Genomic DNA, 19,685 nt, shown 5'->3' on the forward strand with positions numbered 1-19,685 from the left:
AAAAATCCTCCGGAAACAGCTTCCGGGGGATTTTTCGCGTAAGGAGCCCAAACGAAGCTTTATATAGTCAGGTATGCGGCATCATGCTATTCTTTTCCGGCTGGGAATCACAGCACTAGGCCTCACGGGCCTGAGCGCCCCCGTGCGGGCCCAGGTGCAGGAGCGGGTGTATCCGGCAGCCGCGCCCACGGCCCGCGACACCGCCACCAACGACGCCAACCTGCGCGACCAGCAGCAATTTGCCAACCCCTCGGTGCTGGGCATGGGCCCGAGCAAGGGCCTGATAGTGCGCTACGAGCGCATGCCGAAGTTCGGGGTCACGTCGGCGGCGCAGGTGCAGGGGCTGAGTGATTTCAGCACCGATGTGAATAAAAATGCGCGCCTGTCCATCAAGGGCTACATTCCGGCCTGGAACCACCCGCACCTCAAGGTCATCGTGGGGCTGAGCTACGAGCGCGAGGAATTCCAGTTTGCCAAGCTGCCCACCAACTACGAGCTCTACGACAACATCGAAAACAAGGGCCTGAAAAGCACGGCCGCCCAGATTGCCATCATCCGGCCCGTGGATGCCGTGCACTGGTACCTGGCCCGCGTGAAGGGCGAGCTCAGCGGCGACTACACCTCCAGCCAGCTCACGAAATCGGACTACAGCCGCTTTTCGGCCGAGGCGATTTATGGCTGGAAGCGCAGCCCGAATTTCTCGTGGGGCCTGGGCTTTCAGTACGGCTACACGTTTGGGCGGCTCAGCATCTACCCGGCGGTGGTGTACAACCGCACATTCAACGCCCGCTGGGGCGTGGAGGCACTGGCCCCGGCCCGCGTGACGCTGCGCTACAACGCCAACCAGAACTCGATTTTCTACGCCGGCTACACGGTGGATGGCTACAACTACATCGTGAACCTGAGCCGCGCGCCGCTCACGCGCCGCAACCCCGACGGCTCGCCCGACCTCAGCAAAGCCACCCTCAGCACTCTGGAGCTGCGCGAAACCGAAGTAAAATTCCGCCTCCGCTGGGAGCGCGAGCTGCTGAGCTTCCTGTGGCTGGGGGCCGAGGCCGGCTACCGCTACAACTACGCCTTCGACGCCTTCGACCGCACCAACGCCGACCGCGAAAAAATCATCGACTCGCAGTTCAACGGCGCGCCCTACGCGAGCCTGGAGCTATTCATCACGCCGCCGCGCAAGCTGCTGGAGAAGGCCGGCGTGCGGCGGTAATGGCCGGGATTGGGTTGGTGTGATGCCGGTGAGTGAGCATGCTCAGCGCGAATACGTGCTTGCTCAACATTGTGGGGTATCAACGCGCTGAAAAGGCATAGCGCGCCACGCTTTGGCGGCAATGTGGCGTTACTTCACTGCGGCAGCGACTGCCTTTTTCCCAGCCTCACTCCCATCGGCCAACACCTTCCGCTTCAACCAGGCCCGCACCGGCTCGTCGTAGAATTTTAGGCTGGCGTAGGCGATGGCTACGGCCGCCACAAACACCAGCGCCGCCACGGGCCAGCCATTGCGCAGGGGCACTTTGTTGGTCGCGACCCAGGCCGTGTAGGTATAGATGAGCGGATAGTGCGTGATGTAAATCGGGTACGAAATGTCGCCCAGAAAGCGGCACAGGCGCTGAGACCAGGCTGAGTGCACCGCGCCGCTGGCTGCCAGAAAGATGATGCCGGGAAATACGATGATGATGCTGAGCGCATCGTAGAGGCCGTTTTGCCACAGGTGCGCGGGGCTGCCGATGCGCGGCATGGCCAGCACCACTACCACCAACAAGCTGCACCACCCGAAAGCATTGGAAACGCTACCCAGCCGGGCCAGCCGAAACAACAGCAGCCCCGCAAAAAACGGGTACAGCATGCGGGCAAAGCCGACGTGCAACTGCCGGGGCTCCAGCGACCAGCCGCCGATGACGTCGCCCTCGGGGCTGGTGACGCCTAGGTGCAGCAGCAACCCCGCCGACAGCACTACCAGAATACCCAGGGCCACGTTGGAGAAGCGGCGCACCACCGTCGCATACAGCACGTTGGCCACGTACTCGAAAAACAGCGACCAGCCCGGCCCGTTGAGGGGGAAGGTTTCGTGCCAGCCGCGCACGTCGAGCGACAGCGGCACGGGTATCGTGAGGCAGCCAATGAGCATGACGAGCAGCACCTTCCACGGCGGCGTCTGGGCGATGGCGGGCCACAGGGCCGATTCCTGGAAGTAGTAGAATATTGCCCCAATCACCATGCCCAGCACCACCAGGGGCTGCAGCCGCACCAGCCGCCGCCGGAAGAAACCGCCCACCGTCATGCGGCTCCACCGGTCGTCGTAGGCATAGCCAACCACAAACCCGGACAGCAGAAAGAAGAAATCGACCGCCAGGTAGCCGTGGTTGATAAGCTGGTCGAGGTGGCTGGTGGCGTGGGCCTCGCACAGGTGAAAGGCCACGACCATGAGGGCGGCCACGCCGCGCAAGCCGTCGAGGATGGGGTAGTGGGGCTTGGTGGGTAGCGCGGTGGGCTGCATGCGGGCGGGTTTTAGGCCGGGAGAAGCGCAAACCTAAGCCGTGTTTCTTATTCACGCTGAACAATGTAGGGGCGGGGCTTGCCCCCGCCCGGGCACCTACTCCGGTTCAACGACTCCGTCCAACGTCCGGGCGGGGGCAAGCCCCGCCCCTACATCGCTCTAACCAATCTTCTTAGCCAGGCGTCGCTTCAGGCCCTTCAGCCACGCATAGGTTGCTTCCTGGGCTTGCAGGGGCTTCTCCCCTGCCGCTGCCGGAATGAAGGTATTGTCGAAATCGCGGGCTTTCACGTTGTCGTGGCGCTGGAAATTGAGGAGCTGGCGGATTTCGGCGCGCAGGGCTTCATCCAGGATGGGGAAGGCGACTTCGACGCGGCGGTCGAGGTTGCGGGTCATCCAGTCGGCGGAGGAGACGTAGACTTTTTCCTGGCCGCCGTGGGCGAAGACGTAGACGCGGCTGTGCTCGAGGAAGCGGTCGACGAGGCCGCGCTGCTGGATGTTTTCGCTAAAGCCGGGCTGGCCGGGCACGAGGCGGCCGATGCCACGCACGATGAGCTCGACGCGCACGCCGGCGTGGCTGGCTTCGTATAGCTTGGCAATCATGCCGTCGTCTTCCACGGCGTTTACTTTGAGGATGATGTAGGCCTCGTGGCCTTTTTTGGCCTGCTTGATTTCGTAGTCGATGAGGGCGTTGAGGCCGGGGCGCAGGCCGAAGGGCGCTACCAGCAGCTGGTGCAGCTCGGGCGTGGTGGTTTGGTCGCGCAGGTAGTCGAATACCTGGGCGGCTTCGGTGGTGAGGGCGGGGTTGGCGGTGAAGAGGCCGTGGTCGGTGTAGAGGTCGGCGGTGCTTTCGTTGAAGTTGCCGGTACTGAAGTAGGCGTACTGGCGGGTGGTTTCGTCGGGCTCGCGGCGGGTGATGAGCAGCAGCTTGCTGTGTACTTTGAGCTCGGGCGGGGTGAGCACGACGTGGGCCCCGGCGCGCTTCAGCTTATCGGCCCAGAAGAGGTTGGACTCCTCATCGAACCGAGCTTTGAGCTCGACGACGGCCGTGACCTGCTTGCCGTTTTTGGCAGCTTTGAGCAGGGCTTTCACCACTTCACTTTTGCTGGCTACGCGGTAGAGCGTGATGCTGATGGCCGACACGCGTGGGTCGGTGGCGGCTTCGCGGAGCAGGCGCGTCACGTAGTCAAACGACTGGTAGGGCGGGTGCAGCAGGTGGTCGCGCTGGCCGATGGCAGCGAGCAGGCTGCCGGTGCGCGGCAGCGTGGGGTGCGGCAGGGCCGGCCGGGGCGGGTAGTGAAAACTGGCCTCGCCGAAATCGGGGAAGCCGAAGAAGTCGCGGAAGTTGTGGTAGCGGCTGCCTTCGACTAGCGCCTCGTCGGTGATGCCGGTTTTTTGTTTGAGGGCGCGCAGGGCCTCGGCGGGCATGGTGGGGTCGTAGAGCAGGCGGGCGGGGTAGCCGGTGGCGCGCTTGGCGAGGCTGCTGCGGATTTTCTCCATCAGGTCGCCGGATACTTCTTCTTCGATGTCGAGCTCGGCATCGCGGGAGAGCTTGATGGCGTGCACGTCGATTTGCTGGTAGGCCGGGAACAGCTCGGCGGCACCCACGCGAATGACATCATCGAGGAAGAGGACGTAGCGCTCCTCGCCTTCGTCGGGCAGGCGCACGAAGCGGCCGCCGTGGCGCTTGGTGGGCAGCTCCATGATGAGCACGCGCTCGGCTTCGGCTTTTTTGGTTTTGGCGACGGGCTGGCGCAAGTAGAAGGTGAGGTAGACGGTTTGGTCTTTGAGGAAGAGGTGGTGCAGGTCGTCGTCGAGCACGACGGGCGAGAGCAGGTCGCGCACGTGCTCGCGGAAGTATTTGGCGGTCCACTCCCGCTGTTTATCGGTGAGTTCTTTTTCGCTGAGCAGGTGAATGTGCTCGGCGTTGAGGGCGGGCAGGAGCTGCTCGCGGAAGGTGTGGCCGAACTCCTCCTGCTGGCGGGCCACTTCGGTAAGCACTTCTTTGAGGACGCGCTTGGGGCTTTCGGCGAGGCGGGCGCGGGTTTTCTTTTTGAGCTTAGCGAGGCGGCGCAGGGTGGCCACGCGCACTTTGAAAAACTCGTCGAGATTGCTGCTGAAAATGGCCAGGAACTTGAGCCGCTCGAGTAGCGGCACGGTGGGGCTCTGGGCTTCTTGCAGCACGCGGGCGTTGAAACGGAGCCAGCTCAGGTCGCGGGACAGGGTCTTCAAATCGGGGGTTGGGTTGGGGTTCCGGCGTTTTACGCTGAATGCGGGGAGGGGGCTGAGGGTGGAGGTTATTTTTTGGTTAGGCGGTGGGCATAATTACAAACGCCTGTCATCCTGAGCGCAGCGAAGGACCTTATCACGCCTGAGAATCTTGCAGTAGATAAATTGATTGCTGCTAATTGTTCTAACGTGATAAGGTCCTTCGCTGCGCTCAGGATGACAGGCGCATTCCACCTGCCCCGCTCCTACTTCGTGGTAAACTTCACCTCGTAGTCTTTCAGCGGGTGGCCGTCGAGGGCGCGGAAGCCGCCGCCGTGCAGGATGAAATTGTAGGTGTGGTCGGGCTTGAGGGCCACCTTGTAGGTGTAGGAGAGCTTATCGGCGGACCAGCCGACGCGGCCGACGATGGGAAACTGGTCTTTGCCGCCGGAGCCGTAGTCGGTGTTGATGGGCGTATCCATGGGCGTGGAGAAGGTGACGCGCAGCTCGGTGGTGGCGGGGTCGACCAGGGTTGTGGAGGTGGGCACGGTGCCGGTGACGTAGGGCTGGTGCGCTTCGTAGGCGCGCAGGAGCTGGGCTTTGTCGAGCGGCTCGGGGTAGTAGCGGGTTTTGCGGAGGAAGGCTTCGACGGCGGTTTCGTTGGTGAAGTCGAGCTCAATCAACTCCTTCAGGGCCTGGGGCTTGTTTTTGGCCTGGCGGTAGTAGTGCTTGCAGATGGCATAGCCCATGTAATAGCCCAGGTCGGGCACGTGGTTGGGGTCGAGCGACTGCTGGTTGTAGAACCAATTGGCGTAGTACGGATAGAACATATCGGCCTTGAACCTGGCTTTGAGCTCGGGCTCGTGCTGCGGGCCGTAGGTCATGTAGGGGAAGGACGGTACCTGGCCGGTGACGAGTTCGGCCACGAAGTCGCACACGCCTTCGTAGAGAGCTTGAGCCAGTAGGGTTTCGCCGGAGCCTTTTTCCTGGGTGTGCACGTATTCGTGCACGTTGACGAGCACCAGGTGCTCGGCGGGCCGGTGGCTGTATAGGCGGTTGAGAAAGGCTTTTTCGGGGGGCGAAAACTCGGAAATGTCGGTTTCGGGACTGCCGGTGGCCAGCTCGGCCCCGATGAGCACGAGGCTGTCCTGGGTGGTGCCGGCGGAGCGCAGCGCCCCGATGGTGAAGTAGATGGCGGCCGGCCGCAGGGCGGGGTACAACTGCCGGAATTTCCGGAGGTAGGGCTCGAGGCCCTGCGCGCCGGTTTTGGCGAGTTGGGTGCGGGGCCGGATGGACTGCCAGAACCGCGGGTGCCGCCGGATGCTGCTCACCCACTCCCCCGCCGTGTAGCCCTTGGCCTGCACGAAGGCGCGGAGGCCGGCCGTGCCCTTGCCGAGGTAGAGGCGCTGGAGGTAGCCGAGTTGTCGCAGGCTGTCGGGGGTGGTGCGGATGCTGTCGTAGGCCACCCAGAAGTTGTCGATATCGGAAAAGTAAACGCGGGGTTTGGCGCTTTGCGCCCGGGCGGGGCCGAGGCTGCACAAGGCCGGCAGGAGCAGCAGGGCGCTTTTGGGGAGGGACATGGCAGGGAAAGGAAGGGCCAGGGGCGGCCGGGAATAAAGGTAGCGGCGCGGCGTAGCTCGGCTGGGCTGCCGGCGCATTAATCAAGCAAAAAGGGAACTGTGCGAGCCGCCGGCCGTAAGACAGGGACGTTTTACAATCACCTGTTTTTTAGAATAATGAATTCCTCTAACATTACCTCCCCCGTTGCCGACGAGGCCAACGCCCTGCTCGACCAGACTGCTGCTACCGCTACCGAAGAGACGAACGGCCTGCTGGCCCAGGTGCCCGACTCGGTGAAAGAAGCCAGCGACAAGGCGCTGGGCGCGTTCAAGAACCTGACCACGACCCAGAAAGTGGTGGGCGGCGCGCTGCTGGCGGCCGGCCTGGCCTACCTGGTAGCGCCCAAGAAAAAGGGCAAAGCCAAGCGCAAAGCGGCGGCGCTCGACGAGCTGCTGCTGTTCGTGAACGACCGCATTGAGGGCTACAAGCGCGCCGTGGACGAAACCAAGGACGGCGACCTGCGCGCCTACTACCAGCAGCTGGTGAGCCAGAGCCGGCAGTTTGCCGACGAGCTGAACCGCTACCTGACCCGCGAGGGCGGCGAGCGCGAAACCGGCACCACCTTCAAAGGCAAGCTCTACCGCAAGCTGATGGACGCCCAGGCCGTGGTGACGGCCCGCGACGAAAAGGCCATTTTGGCCGCCAACCTCTACGGCGAGAAGTGGGCCATTAAAGCCTACAAGAAGACGCTGCGCCGCAAGGCCCTGAAAGGCGACATCCGCGAGGCGGTGCGCAAGCAGTTTGCGCAGTCGAAGAAGACGTATAAGAAGCTGAAGCAGCTGGCAGCGCAGCAATAGTTGCCGTTGCTGCCGAGCGAGCCCCGCCGGGCCGAACCCTTTGGGGGACGGGCCGGCGGGGCTTTTGCGTAGGGGCGGCGGTGACTGCTTACCTTACGCCATGACAAACCAACTGTTTATCCAGGAAAGCTGTTTAGATAATGCTTCCCTAAGCAACTAGTTAAGCTCTTTAACAGCCAGCGACAATGAATACGCCCTTTATAATTGAGCAGGTGTATGAGGCTCCCATTGAAAAAGTGTGGCACGCCCTGACCAATAAGGATGCAATGAAGGCTTGGTATTTCCCGCAATTGCAGAAGTTCGAACCAGTGGCGGAGTTCAAATTTGAGTTTGCTAATGATGGCTCCCCTTACGGAAAAGAGTGGGTGGTTACGGACGTGGTACCCGGCCGCAAGTTGGCCCATACCTGGGCGTACAAGAACTATCCCGGCAGTTCGGAAGTGACCTTCGGATTAACTGCGCAAGGCGCTAAAACGAGGCTTACCCTGACGCATATCGGCCTGGAGAGCTTCCCGGCTGACCCTCACTTTGCCCGGCGGCGATTTGAGGATGGCTGGGCCCAGATTCTGGGCCGCAACCTGAAAGAATACTTGGAAATAACTAGCTGATTAGCGCGTTGAAAACGACGCCCGCTCTGCGCCAGCTACCCGCAGGCCCGCAAGGCCCTCAACTCCGGTGACGGCAGCGGCAAAGAGAAACCGGCCGCGGCGCAAGTTTCGGCAGGATTGGAAATAAAGCCGCCCGCTTCCGGTTGGGGAGCGGGCGGCTTTTTTAAGCATGATATTAACGTATTGTAAGCAGCGTACAGCTATTCCAATAATTTGTCGAATTCCGCTTTGCTACCATGAAATGCATTCAAATCAACGTGGGTTTTGATTCCCGCTAAACGGCCTCTATTCCCATATTGCCAAAATTGCCATTCTCTTTTGTCTGCAATAGTAGGCTCCTTATAAATGTCTCTAAACCATATGGGATTTTCCTTAAACTTACCCAATAGACATTGTTCGTAAAATTCTTGGGTTACATAGAGAATTGGCCTTTTACCATAATTCTCAAATAGGCGCTGCTGTAAAGTGTCTATTCTGCTAAGAAGTTCTTGGGTATTATTTGATGTATTACAGTTACTATCAAATTCTAAATCAATAACAGGAGGCAGTTGATTGGCTCCATTTGGAACACTGTTGATAAAATTATCTGCTTGCTTATTTCCGCTCTTGCAGAAACTAAAAAAATGATAAGCGCCAACAGGAATGCCATATTTCTTTGCCTCGCTCCAATTGTACTGGAATAACTCATCTTTGAAGCTTACTCCTTCAGTTGCTTTCACAAACACGAAACCAACTTCTCTGCGATTCACTTTGCTCCATACTACCTCTCCTTGATAATGTGAGATATCGATTCCTTGAACTGGAAAATCAGAATAGGAAGGATAGTTGAAACGTAGATACCCAGTGTACAAAGCCAACACTACGACTGCTGTCAATAGGGCCAAAGCAATAAATGCTATTAGGGTTTTCTTCATTTGATTAGTGTCAAATACTGTCAAATAACCACCTGTTAGCGTACCTACTTCGCCGGCTGCGCCCCCATCACAAACACCAGCGTCCCCCCTTTCGCCACGTCCTGCTGCGCCAGAAACGGCTGCGTCAGCTTTTGCCCGTTGAGGGTGACTTGCTGCACGTAGACGTTTTTGGCGCTTTGGTTTTTGACCTGGATGGTGAAGGACTGGCCGTTTTCGAGGTGCAGCACGGCGCCGTGCACGAGGGGGCTGCCGAGGGCGTACTGGCCCGAACCGGGGGCGACGGGGTAGAAGCCGAGGGCCGAGAAGAGGTACCAGGCGCTCATCTGGCCGCAGTCGTCGTTGCCGCCGAGGCCGTCGGGGGTGGGGTGGTACTGGCGGGCGAGGATGTTGCGGACCTGGGCCTGCGTTTTCCAGGGCTGGTCGGTGTAGTTGTAGAGGTAGGCGGCGTGGTGGGCGGGCTCGTTGCCGTGCACGTAGCCCCCGATGATGCCCTCGCGGGTGATGTCCTCGGTTTCGGCGAAGAACGAGTCGGGCAGGTGCATGGTGAAGAGCGAATCGAGGTGGGGCACGAAGCGGCGGTTGCCGCCCATGCGGGCAATGAGGCCGGCGGGGTCGTGGGGCACGGCCAGGGTGTAGTTCCAGGCGTTGCCCTCGATGAAGCCCTGGCCGTTGGTGCTCAGCACGTCGAACTTGGGGCGGAAGCTGCCGTCGGCCAGGCGCGGGCGCATGGCGTTGGCGCGCGGGTCGAACACGTTTTGCCAGTTGGTGGCGCGTTTGCTGAACTCCTGGTAAATGTCCTCTTTGCCGAGATGCTTGGCGAGCTGGGCGATGCACCAGTCGTCGTAGGCAAACTCCAGGGTGTTCGATACCGAAGTGCCACTGCGCTCGTTGGGAACGTAGCCGCGGTTGATGTACTCGCTCAGGCCGTCGTACCAGCGGTGGCGGGCGGTGGCTACGCAGGCCTCGAGGGCGCGCTCGGACTGGGCGGGCGGCACGGCCCCATTGATGACGGCATCTGCAATGACGGACACGCTGTGGTAGCCGCTCATGCACCAGTTTTCATTGGCGTGGTGGCTCCACACGGGCAGCATGTGCTCGGCGCTCTGGTCGTAGTGGGCCAGCATGGACTGCACCATGTCGGCGTTGCGCTTCGGCTGAATGAGGTTGAAAAGCGGGTGCAGGGCTCGGAAGGTGTCCCAGAGCGAAAAGGTGGTGTAGTTGACGTAGCCGTCTCCGGAAGGAGAATCAGAATAACTATAGCGGGTTCTTTGGTCAAGCCCTCGATACTGCCCACGATTAATAGCATCCTCGTAAATCGTGGGGCTGAGGCAGGCGTGGTAGAGGGCCGTGTAGAAGTTCTCCTTATCGGCCCGGTTGGGCGTCTGGATGGTGATGCGGCTTAGCTCCTGCTGCCAGAGCTGCTGGCCGGCGCGGCGGGTTTGCTCAAAGTCCCAGCCGGATAGCTCGGAGCGCATGTTACCCAGCGCCCCAAAAATATTCACGGGCGAAAGGGCAAACTTGACCTTGATTTTCTCGCCGGGCACCGTATTAAAATCGAAGTAGAGGCGCAGCTGGCGGCCGGCCTGCTCGGGCCAGTTCTTGGTTTGGTCGAAGCGGCCCCAGAAGCCGCGGTAGATTTCCTTGGGGTCGTATTTGCGGGCACCGTAGCTTTTGAAGGGCTTCGAGAACTGCATGGCGAAGTACTCGGTGCGGGTGCGGCCCCAGCCGGTGGTTTGGCGGTAGCCGGTCACAAGCGAGTCGTTTTCGATGCGCACGTAGCTCCACACGTTCTTATCAGGGTAGTTGTAGATGCCGGCCATCATATCGAGGATGATGTGTGCCGGCTCGGTGCCCGGAAACGTGTATTGATGGAAGCCCACGCGGGTGGTAGCCGTGAGCTCGGCCAGAATGTTATGGTCGTCGAGCTTCACCCGGTAGTAGGCCGGCTCGGCCACCTCGTTCTGGTGCGAGAAGGCGGAACGGTAGCCGCTTTGGGGCCGGTCGGCGGTGCCGGGGTTGAGCTGGAGCGGGCCGGTGGTGGGCATGAGCAGGAAGTCGCCCAAATCGGAGTGCCCCGTGCCGCTGAAGTGCGTGTGGCTGAAGCCGACGATGGTTTTGTCGTCGTAGTTATACCCCGCGCAGTACTTGTAGATGTCGGGGTTGTACTTGCCATTCAGCTCGTAGCTGATGGTGTCGGTATCGGGCGAGAGCTGCACCATGCCGAAGGGGGCGGTGGCGCCGGGGTAGGTGTGGCCCATCTTCTGCGTGCCCACCAACGGGTGCGCGTACTGCACGAGGTTTTCGGGCTGGGCAGTGGGCTTTTGGGCGGAGGCGGCAGCGGCTACGAGCAGCAGCAAAGGCATCAGAAGTTGCTTCATGCAGCAAAGTAGGCAGGCGGGGCAGGAAGGTTGGCGGCGCTGCTTACTTTTAATGGCTAATTTTTTGTTGCCTCCCTTTGGCCCTTTCTCCTTTCCCTTCCCATTATGGCCGTTTTTACCCTTCCGGCCCGCTTCTCCGGCGGCAGCTCTATCCCCAAACAAGCCTACGTCTCTCGTGCAAACCGGCCCCCGCGCGGGCTGCTGGCGTTGCTGTTGTTGCTGTTCGTCGTGGTTGTCCCGGCCGCCCGGGCGCAGATGCCAGCCTTCGACTACGCTATTGGCAACGGGGTAGTGGATGAAGCCAATAACCGCATTGCCGTCGATGCGCAGGGCAACACCTACGTGACGGGCTATTTCCACGAAAGCACCCATTTCGGAACCTTCACGCTGACAACTCCCGGACCATCGGTTATTAACCTGTACGTGGCCAAGTTCGACCCCGCCGGCCGGTGCCTGTGGGCCCAGCAGGCCGGCACCACCACGGGCTCCTCCGGCAGCGACGTTGCCGTAGATGCCGCCGGCCACGTGTACCTCACCGGCTACGTGGGCGGCGGGCCAGCCGATTTCGGCAGCCTCACCGTCACCGTGCCCAGTCTGGGCGCGCCCTTCGTGGCCAAGCTGGATGGCAATGGGCGCTGGCGCTGGGTGCGCCTGGGCAGCGGCGCGCACGTAGGCCCCGCGGCCATTGCCCTCGATGCCCAAGCGCAGGGGGTATTCATTACCGGAACTTTCGATGCTGCCAGCGCCACGTTCGGCAGCACGGTGCTGGCCAACTCAGCTGGACCGGCACAGGCTGTTCGCAACGTATTCGTGGCCCGGCTGGATAGCGCGGGCACCTGGCAATGGGCCAGTTCGGGTGGCCCGTTGGTAGCGGCCGTCGACGAAGTGGCCGAGGGTCGGGACGTGGCGGTCGATAACCGGGGCCATGTGTTCGTCACCGGCCTGTTTGCCCACACGGTGGCGTTTGGCACCACCACCCTCACCAGCGCGGGCAACATCGATATTCTGGTCGCTCAGCTCAACGCTGCTACCGGGGCCTGGCAGTGGGCACGCCGGGCCGGCGGCACCGATGAGGACGCCGGCCTCAGTCTGGCTGCCGACGCCACGGGCCACGCCTGCGTCACGGGCACTTTTTACAGCACTTCGGCGCAGTTTGGCAGCCAAACCATCAGCCTCAGCGCCGGCATGTCCGACGTCTTTGTGGCCCGGCTCGATGCGCAGGGCACCTTTCAGTGGGTGGCCACGGGCGGCGGGGCCGAAGAAGATTTTGGGGCCGCCGTGGTCATGGATGCCCACGGCAGCACCTACGTGGCCGGCGAATTCCGCGAGGTGCCCGCGCAGTTCGGCCCGTTTCTGCTGCCGCATCAGCCCCTTGGCCTCGGCGTCGTCGATATGTTCGTAGCGAAACTTGATTCTACTGGCAATTACCAATGGGCCGTGGGCGGCGTCAGCCGCGGCAACGACCACGTGGACGGCCTGGCCCTGGCCGGCGCCACCGACGACGTGGTGCTCAGCGGCTGGTTCGAGTGCGACTCGGCCCGCTTCGGGCTGAACACCTTGGCCGGCGACTCCAACCGCTGGAACCACTACATCGCCCGGCTGTCGGCCGGCCCTCTCCTGCTCCGCACCGTGACGCCGGCGCAGGGCGTAGCCGGGCAGGTGGTCACGGTGAGCGGCACGCATTTGGGCAACGTTTCGGCCGTGCTGTTCAATGGCGTGCCAGCTCCGGCGTTCCGGCTGCGCTCCACCACCTCGCTGCTGGCTACCGTGCCGGTGGGCGCGGCGTCGGGCAGCATCGCGGTGCGCACGGCGGCCGGTCTCAGCAGCCCGGGACCGGCGTTTCAGGTGCAGGGCCTGGCCAGCGCGCTGACTGCCGAAGCGGCAGGCTTGCAGCTGTGGCCCAATCCGGTGGCTGCGGGCACCGCCATTCAGCTCCAGCTCCCGGAAACTTCGTCGCTCAGCGGCCCGACGCAGGCCGAGCTGCGCAATTCGCTGGGGCAGTTGGTGCGGCGGCAGCAGTTCGGCGGGCATGAGGGCCGGCTGTCGGTGCAGGGCCTGGCGCCGGGCCTGTATCAGCTGGTGCTGTTGCCGGCCGGGCGGGTGGCAGTGCAGTGCCGCGTGGTGGTGGAATAACGTGAGCGGCCAGAGCTATGAATAAATGTTTGCACTGCGGCGCGGCCACGGCCAACGTGAAGTACTGCTCGCGCTCCTGCGCCAACCGGGTAAACGGCCACCTCTTTCCCAGCCGCCAGCGCATTATCCGTAACTGCAAGTACTGCGGAACCGCGCTGCAAGCCCGCCGCACCACCTGCGACAGCTGCAATCCCAGCTTCGTGGACTGGCAAACAGTGCCGCTCCAACAACTCAAAGCGAAAGCGCTGCAACAGTATGCCGCCCAGATTCGCAGCCTGGCACGCATGGCTTACCGCAAATCAAGTCGGCCTAAAGCTTGCGCCGTGTGCGGCTACGCTACCCATTATGAAGTGTGTCATATCAGGCCCATCAATGATTTTCAACCCACCGACTTTGTGGCCGACGTAAACGTCCTGACCAACCTCGTGGCGCTGTGCCCCAATCATCACTGGGAGTTTGACCACGGCAAGCTGTCCACAGCATTCATTTTGGCGGCAGCTGCACAACAGCATTCCGAACAATAAAAAAGGCCGTTTTCAAACTGAAAACGGCCTTTTTTATTGCAATAATTACTATGTAGCCGCGACGAGAATCGAACTCATATCAAGCGTTTAGGAAACGCCTATTCTATCCGTTGAACTACGCAGCCATGCTGCAAAGATAAGAACGGACGCCACCGACCTACGACTTATACAGCAGCGCAATGCCGAACGACAGCGCCGTGAGAATGATGCCCACCAGGAAAATGGTGTAGCTGGTGCGCAGCAGCCGGTACTTGCGCGTCAGCACCTCGCCAAGGTAGTAGATGTCCGTCACCATATTGGTATAAAGCAGGTCTTTCTGGCGCATCAGTTCCCGCATACCACTCTGAAAGTTGTCGAGCTTAAGCTTGGTGAACTGGCCGAAAAACAGCAGGTTGACGCGGCGGTTAGTGGCGATTTCGGGGCTTTTCTTGAGCCAGGCGAAGCTCGTCACATCGGGCTGGGCCGAGAGAATGGCCGTCGTCACCGAGCCCAGGGCCGTCACCAGCAGAATGCTCACCGGAATGGCCAGCACGGGGTTGTTGCCCATCAGCGGGCTCAGGGCGCCGGCCTTGCCCATTTTGGCGCCCAGGTAGGTAATGATAACCGAAATGAGCACGGCGTTGAGCTGAATCATCATGCTGGCCTTTTTATCGGCCATGTCGCTCAGCTTCATGTGGTTCGAGTACATGGTGCGAAACATCGTTTCGATGCCGCGCTTGGGCTCGGCGAAGGTGTCGCTCTTTTCCTTCGTCTTTTTCTTGTCCTTTTTCTCCTTCTTTTTGAGGTAGTCGCGCTGGTCCTCGATGTTCTTTTTCAACGCCTTCTTGTAGCGCTCCTTGCCGGCTTCCGACAGGTACTTGTGCGCCAGCATGAAGTTGAGCTGCAGCTCGGCCCACTCCTGGGTGTCATAGGTTTTGTCGAGCACCAGCTCCCATTCGGTGCGCAGCAGCTCGGCGCGCGAGCGGTAGTCGTCGCGGGCCAGGTTGCTCATGTCGGCATCCACGAGCAGCTTTTCGAGCTCGGTTTCGGGCTTCGAGTCGCGGTGGGTGGCTTTGATGAGGGTTTCGATGAGCTGCATGCGGGCGGCAGGCACGTTTTGCTGCTTCAGCCAGTCGGCGGCGTGCTCGGCGCTGCGGAATTCGTGGCCGTCGTACACGTCGAGGTAACCGGTGTCGTGAAACCACGCTGCAATGAGGAGCGCCTCGGTGTCGTCGGCACTCAGGTTGGCGGCGGGCGCCAGGGCGCGGCACTCTTTCACCACGGCTTCGGTGTGTGCCAGGGCGTGGTAGGTGAGCTTGGGCGAGATGCCGGTAAACTGCTCGGTGACGTAGGCCTGGGCCGCCTTCACCAGGTTCGACGCTTTGGCTTTGGCGGGCTTGTCGTCTTCGGCCAGGTCTTTCTTTTCCTGTTTATCCTTGTTTTCGGCCTCTGCTTCGGCAGCGGGCGGGCTGTCGGCCGCACTCGGCTGGTGGCCCGGGTGCACCGACAGCACCGGAGCCGCCGCGATTTCAGCGGTGGGCGGAGCGGGGCGCTCCGGAGCGGCGGGCGCGGGGGTAGTGGTGGGCTGCACCGGCGCAGAAGCCGCCGCAGCAGCGTCCGTTTCGGCAGATTCGGGCGTAATTTCTTCCATAGATAAGCGAAGCTACGGCAGTACGGGCGGCGGGCTTGCCGGCTTTCAACGCGAACGTGGCAATGGAAGTTAGAAAACCCGCCCTAACCGCACCGCCGTGCTTTGCGTAACGGGCGTGCCGGCCATGGCTGCCCGGGGCACAAACGCCCCCCTGCGCCTTCCCAAATGCCCGCCAATACCCCGTCCCGTACCTTCGATTACATGACCCGACTTCGCCACCTCACTTTTCTGCTTGCCTGCTGCCTGCCTTTTGCTGCTTTGGCCCAGCCTGCCAAACCCGCCGCGCCGCCCAAGCCCCCCAAGGAAACCCAGAAGGAGCTGCCCGAGCCCGGCGAATCGGACCAGAACCCGCACAACGCCCGCCCCAACTACCGCAAAGCCGGCGTGAACTGGGAGCGCAACCTGCCGCCCGACTCGGCCAACATCCGCTACCGCGTGTTTCTGATTGGCGACGTGGGCAACCCCATTCCGCCCGAGAAAGGCGGCGAGCCCAGCCTCAATTTCCTGCGCCAGCAGATTATGAAGGCCGGCAAAAACAGCACAACCATCTACCTCGGCGACAACATTTATAACTACGGCATGCCCGAGGAGGGCGCCTACGACCGCAAAATTGCCGAGAAGCGCCTCATCACCCAGCTCGACGTTTTTCGGGGCTACCCCGGCGAGAAGTACATGACGCCCGGCAACCACGACTGGATTCAGGGCCTGCCCGGCGGCCTGGCCCAGGTGAACCGCGAGCAGGCGTTTGTGGAGAAATACATGATGAAGGATTCGGCGGCGTTTTCCTACACCGGCGACTTTTTCCTGCCCCGCGACGGCTGCCCCGGCCCGTTCGAGGTGCGCGTGCAGGACGACGTGGTGCTCATTGCCCTGAACTCGCAATGGTTTCTGACGCCGCCGGCCAACCGCCCCATCGGCCGCAGCTGCGGGGCCGAAAACGAGGACGACGTGTACGCCGCCATCGAGGAAATTATCGAGCGCAACAAGAACAAGAACATCATGGTGTTTGCGCACCATCCGCTGTTCTCCGACGGCATTCACGGCGGCTACTTCACGCTGGCCGACCACATTTTCCCGCTCAGCATCGTTTTCAAATACGCGTTTCTGCCGCTGCCCATCATCGGGTCGATTTACCCGTTTGCGCGCAAGTACGGCGGCATCAACCAGGACATCCCCCACCCCGCTTACCAGGCCTACCGCAAAAACCTGCTGGAGCTGTTCAGCAAGTACCCGAACGTGATTTACGCGGCCGGGCACGAGCACAACCTGCAGTACTATAAGGAAGGCAGCACGCACTTCATCGTGAGCGGCTCGGGCTGCAAAACCCAGCACGTGAAGCCCGGCCAACGCGGGGGGGCTATTTTCTCGGACAAGGAGAAGGGCTGGGCCGAAGTGAACTACTACACCGACGGCCAGGTGTGGGCCGAATACTTTATTCCGCAGGGCGACGGCCGCACGGCCCGCCGCGTGTTCCGCACGCCGCTCTACACCAAAACCGTGGGCGCCGTGGCCACCAACTCGGCCCAGCCGGTTTCTGAAACCGCGCTGACGACCACCAACGGCCAGGCCGACGGCAAGAAGCTGCCCGAAACCACCGAGGCCATCAAGCAGGACAAGGACGACAAGGAGAAGAAAAAGGAGAAGAACGCCGCCGCGCTGGCCAAGGACCCCATGCCCACCAAGCGGCCCGACTTCCGCGACAGCACCGTGACGCGGGCCATTAACCCGGACTACGACAAGCACGGCAAATTCCACAACTGGCTGCTGGGCGAGCACTACCGCAAGGAGTGGGCGACGCCAGTGAAATTTAAGGTGCTCGACCTTTCGCGCGACGAAGGCGGCCTGACGCCCTACAAAACCGGCGGCGGCAAGCAAACCGCTTCGCTGAAGGTGCGCAACGAAGCCGGCTACAACTTCTCGCTGCGCGGCATCGACAAGGACCCCGCCGCTGTGCTGCCCGAACAGCTGCGCACCGGCCTGGCCAAGGCCGTGCTGCAGGACCAGATTTCGGCCCAGCACCCTTACGCCTCGTTTGTGCTGCCGCCGCTGGGCACGGCGGCCGGCATTCTGCACACCAACCCGGTGCCGGTGTTCATTCCGCGCGACCCGCTGCTGGGCCAGTACTACGCGCAGTTCCACGACCTGCCGGCCGCCCTGGAGGAAGATGCCAAGGACAGCCAGGCCAACGTGGCCAGCCTGGGCTACGCCACCAAGCTGGTGAGCACCGACAAAATGCTGGAGCGCCTGCTCGAAGACAACGACAACAAGGTGGACCAGGTGGCTTTTGCCCGTTCGCGCCTGTTCGATATGTGGATTGGCGACTGGGACCGGCACGAGGACCAGTGGCGCTGGAGCGAGCGCAAAAGCAAGGACGGCGACCGAACCTTCGTGGCCGTGCCCGAAGACCGCGACATTGCCTTCTTCAAGGGCGACGGGGTGCTGCCCTACCTGATTTCGCGCAAGTTTGCGGTGCGCAACTTCCAGAACTTCGGCTACGACTACGCCGATTTCCGGGGCCTGAATCAGACCGGCATGAGCAACGACCGGGTATTTATGAGCGCCGTGACCCGCGAGCAGTGGATTGCCCAGGGCACCTACATGAAGGAGCACCTCACCGATGAAGTCATCGAAAAGGCTTTCCGCGAGAAGTGGCCCAAGGAGATTTACGACCTGCACGCCAAGGAAATCATGGCCAAGCTGCGCAGCCGGCGCGACCTGCTGCCCAAGCTGGCCGGCGACTACGCCGATGTGCTGGCTGAAATCGTGGAAGTGCGCGGCTCGCAGAAAAACGAGAAATTCACCGTGGAGCGCCTCGACGGCCGCAAAACCCATGTGGTGATGCGCAAAATCAATAAGGATGGCAAGCTGACCAAGGTGCTCTACGACCGCACCTTCGACGATGCCGTGACCGATGAGGTGCGCCTCTACGGCATCAGCGGCAAGGACGTGTACGATGTGCGCGGCGATGTGAAGCGCGGCGTGAAGCTGCGCATCATTGCCGGCACGGGCCGCGACACCATCACCACCCGCGACCACGTGGGCGGCCTGCTCCACAAAACCCAGGTGTACGACGCCGACACCGGCAACGTCATCAACACCAGCGGCGAGGCCCGCCTGCGCCTGGAGCCCGGCATGGACGTGAGCCGCTACGACTACCCGCACCGCTTCGACCTGAAGGACTACCGCCTCGACTACTTCGGCCCGGCCGTGTACTTTGGCTATAACATCGACGACGGCGTGCTCATTGGCGGCGGCGCCACCTATCGGCACTACGGTTTCCGCCGCGAGCCCTACTCGTGGGAGCAAACCATTACGGCCAACTTTGCGCCGGCCCGCGAAGCCTACAACATCCGCTACACCGGCCAGTTTACCCGCATTTTCAAGAAGACCGACCTGCACATTGCGGCCCAGTACTACGGCCCGCAGCTGCTCTACAACTTCTTTGGCATTGGCAACAACACAACCAACTCGGCCACCGAAGATGCCAACCGCGGCCGCGTGACCAACCGCACCGTGAACAGCGCCTACCGGGTGCGCTTCGACCGTTTCACCCTGGCTCCTACCTTCGAGCGCAAGCTGTTCACCTTCGCCCGCTTTGGCATTGGGCCGCAGTACGACCAGTTCCGGGTCGAGCAGGACCCCATCGGCACGGTTATCAAGGACAGCCTCACCCGCGGTGGCATCACGACCTACGAAAACCGCCGGTTCGGCATCCGCTCGTCCGACTTCCAGACCAACCAGTACCTCGGCGGCCTGATGTACCTGAACATCGACGCCGTTTCTTCGGATAAAAACCCGCGCATTGGCCTGCGCTGGCACAATGAGTACCAGTACAACTGGCAGCTGAATAAAGAAAGCCTCAGTTTTGGTCGCCTCAGCACGGAATTATCGGCCTACCTCACGCCTAACTTCCCCTTCAAGCTCACCTACGCCGGCCGCATCGGCTACCAGCGCAACTACGGCGACTACCGCTTCTACCAGGCCAACACGCTGGGCGGCACCACCAACCTGCGCGGCTACCGGCGCACCCGCTTTGCCGGCCGCACGGCGCTCTACGCCAACTTCGAGCCGCGCCTGGAGCTGTTCAAGTTCAACGCCTACCTCTTCCCCGGCACGTTCGGCATAATGGGCCTGGCCGACGCCGGCCGCGTGTACTCCGACAACGACACCCGCACCGGCCTCGCGGCCTTCCACACTGGTTTCGGCGGCGGCATCTACGCCGACATTCTCAAGGCGGCCGTCATCAACGTGACGTACTCGGTGGGCGAGGAAAAGCTGATTTTTGTCGGCTTCGACTTCCTGTTTTAAGAGCTTATGTGGTAAGGCTGAAAGCACGGTCATGCTGAGCACAGCCGAAGCATCGCTGCCGCAAT

The 19,685-nt window shown here is 61.6% G+C and carries 12 protein-coding genes and 1 tRNA gene; 6 read left to right on the top strand and 7 right to left on the bottom strand.

Features of this window, described 5'->3' with window-relative positions; all coding sequences use genetic code 11:
- Positions 1-73 precede the first annotated feature (73 nt).
- A complete protein-coding gene (locus MON38_RS10080) occupies positions 74-1,216 on the top strand; it encodes a DUF6268 family outer membrane beta-barrel protein (protein ID WP_241936043.1) in 1,143 nt (380 codons plus the stop codon).
- 129 nt (positions 1,217-1,345) lie between these two features.
- Here the strand turns inward: MON38_RS10080 and MON38_RS10085 are convergent, their stop codons facing one another.
- From MON38_RS10085 to MON38_RS10095, 3 genes are all read right to left on the bottom strand, one after another.
- Positions 1,346-2,503, bottom strand: coding sequence for an acyltransferase family protein (locus MON38_RS10085; RefSeq protein WP_241936044.1), 1,158 nt, complete (start codon positions 2,501-2,503; stop codon positions 1,346-1,348).
- 159 nt (positions 2,504-2,662) lie between these two features.
- Positions 2,663-4,732, bottom strand: a complete 2,070-nt coding sequence (gene ppk1 / locus MON38_RS10090; protein WP_241936045.1) for a polyphosphate kinase 1 — start codon at positions 4,730-4,732, stop codon at positions 2,663-2,665.
- A 242-nt stretch (positions 4,733-4,974) separates the two neighbouring features.
- A complete protein-coding gene (locus MON38_RS10095) occupies positions 4,975-6,288 on the bottom strand; it encodes an Ig-like domain-containing protein (protein ID WP_241936046.1) in 1,314 nt (437 codons plus the stop codon).
- Between the two features lie 156 nt (positions 6,289-6,444).
- Between MON38_RS10095 and MON38_RS10100 the strand changes: the two genes are divergently transcribed.
- Positions 6,445-7,125 carry a PA2169 family four-helix-bundle protein gene (locus MON38_RS10100; protein WP_241936047.1) on the top strand — a complete coding sequence of 227 codons (681 nt, stop codon included), beginning with the start codon at positions 6,445-6,447 and terminating at the stop codon, positions 7,123-7,125.
- Positions 7,126-7,310: 185 nt separating this feature from the next.
- The gene (locus MON38_RS10105; RefSeq protein WP_241936048.1) at positions 7,311-7,733 is read left to right on the top strand and encodes an SRPBCC family protein; all 423 of its coding nucleotides are present in this window, start codon (positions 7,311-7,313) and stop codon (positions 7,731-7,733) included.
- A 200-nt stretch (positions 7,734-7,933) separates the two neighbouring features.
- Here the strand turns inward: MON38_RS10105 and MON38_RS10110 are convergent, their stop codons facing one another.
- The gene (locus MON38_RS10110) at positions 7,934-8,647 is read right to left on the bottom strand and encodes a GH25 family lysozyme (protein WP_241936049.1); all 714 of its coding nucleotides are present in this window, start codon (positions 8,645-8,647) and stop codon (positions 7,934-7,936) included.
- 44 nt (positions 8,648-8,691) lie between these two features.
- Positions 8,692-11,025, bottom strand: a complete 2,334-nt coding sequence (locus tag MON38_RS10115) for a GH92 family glycosyl hydrolase (protein ID WP_241936050.1) — start codon at positions 11,023-11,025, stop codon at positions 8,692-8,694.
- A gap of 105 nt (positions 11,026-11,130) precedes the next feature.
- Between MON38_RS10115 and MON38_RS10120 the strand changes: the two genes are divergently transcribed.
- Both MON38_RS10120 and MON38_RS22865 read left to right on the top strand, forming a co-directional pair.
- Complete coding sequence (locus tag MON38_RS10120) at positions 11,131-13,158, top strand: IPT/TIG domain-containing protein (RefSeq protein ID WP_241936051.1); 2,028 nt, start codon at positions 11,131-11,133, stop codon at positions 13,156-13,158.
- A gap of 56 nt (positions 13,159-13,214) precedes the next feature.
- Positions 13,215-13,682: an HNH endonuclease gene (locus MON38_RS22865; RefSeq protein WP_241936052.1), complete on the top strand. Its 468-nt coding sequence runs from the start codon at positions 13,215-13,217 to the stop codon at positions 13,680-13,682.
- 53 nt (positions 13,683-13,735) lie between these two features.
- Here MON38_RS22865 and MON38_RS10130 read toward each other — a convergent pair.
- Positions 13,736-13,807, bottom strand: a tRNA-Arg gene (locus MON38_RS10130).
- Positions 13,808-13,839: 32 nt separating this feature from the next.
- On the bottom strand, positions 13,840-15,312 hold the full coding sequence (locus tag MON38_RS10135) for a Pycsar system effector family protein (RefSeq protein WP_241936053.1): 1,473 nt from the start codon (positions 15,310-15,312) through the stop codon (positions 13,840-13,842).
- Between the two features lie 201 nt (positions 15,313-15,513).
- On the opposite strand from MON38_RS10135, the gene MON38_RS10140 reads away from it, so the two are divergent.
- Positions 15,514-19,620, top strand: coding sequence for a metallophosphoesterase (locus MON38_RS10140; RefSeq protein WP_241936054.1), 4,107 nt, complete (start codon positions 15,514-15,516; stop codon positions 19,618-19,620).
- The last annotated feature ends 65 nt before the right edge of the window (positions 19,621-19,685 follow it).

The organism is Hymenobacter cyanobacteriorum (genome assembly GCF_022631375.1).
Classification (GTDB): domain Bacteria; phylum Bacteroidota; class Bacteroidia; order Cytophagales; family Hymenobacteraceae; genus Hymenobacter; species Hymenobacter cyanobacteriorum.

What these genes read in the sequence shown, in the direction of transcription:
- MON38_RS10115 (WP_241936050.1), bottom strand. Translation starts at nt 11,025, where the DNA reads ATGAAGCAACTTCTGATGCCTTTGCTGCTGCTCGTAGCCGCTGCCGCC.
- MON38_RS10120 (WP_241936051.1), top strand. Translation starts at nt 11,131, where the DNA reads ATGGCCGTTTTTACCCTTCCGGCCCGCTTCTCCGGCGGCAGCTCTATC.
- MON38_RS10085 (WP_241936044.1), bottom strand. Translation starts at nt 2,503, where the DNA reads ATGCAGCCCACCGCGCTACCCACCAAGCCCCACTACCCCATCCTCGAC.
- MON38_RS10080 (WP_241936043.1), top strand. Translation starts at nt 74, where the DNA reads ATGCGGCATCATGCTATTCTTTTCCGGCTGGGAATCACAGCACTAGGC.
- MON38_RS10110 (WP_241936049.1), bottom strand. Translation starts at nt 8,647, where the DNA reads ATGAAGAAAACCCTAATAGCATTTATTGCTTTGGCCCTATTGACAGCA.
- MON38_RS10135 (WP_241936053.1), bottom strand. Translation starts at nt 15,312, where the DNA reads ATGGAAGAAATTACGCCCGAATCTGCCGAAACGGACGCTGCTGCGGCG.
- MON38_RS10095 (WP_241936046.1), bottom strand. Translation starts at nt 6,288, where the DNA reads ATGTCCCTCCCCAAAAGCGCCCTGCTGCTCCTGCCGGCCTTGTGCAGC.
- MON38_RS10140 (WP_241936054.1), top strand. Translation starts at nt 15,514, where the DNA reads ATGACCCGACTTCGCCACCTCACTTTTCTGCTTGCCTGCTGCCTGCCT.
- MON38_RS10100 (WP_241936047.1), top strand. Translation starts at nt 6,445, where the DNA reads ATGAATTCCTCTAACATTACCTCCCCCGTTGCCGACGAGGCCAACGCC.
- MON38_RS10105 (WP_241936048.1), top strand. Translation starts at nt 7,311, where the DNA reads ATGAATACGCCCTTTATAATTGAGCAGGTGTATGAGGCTCCCATTGAA.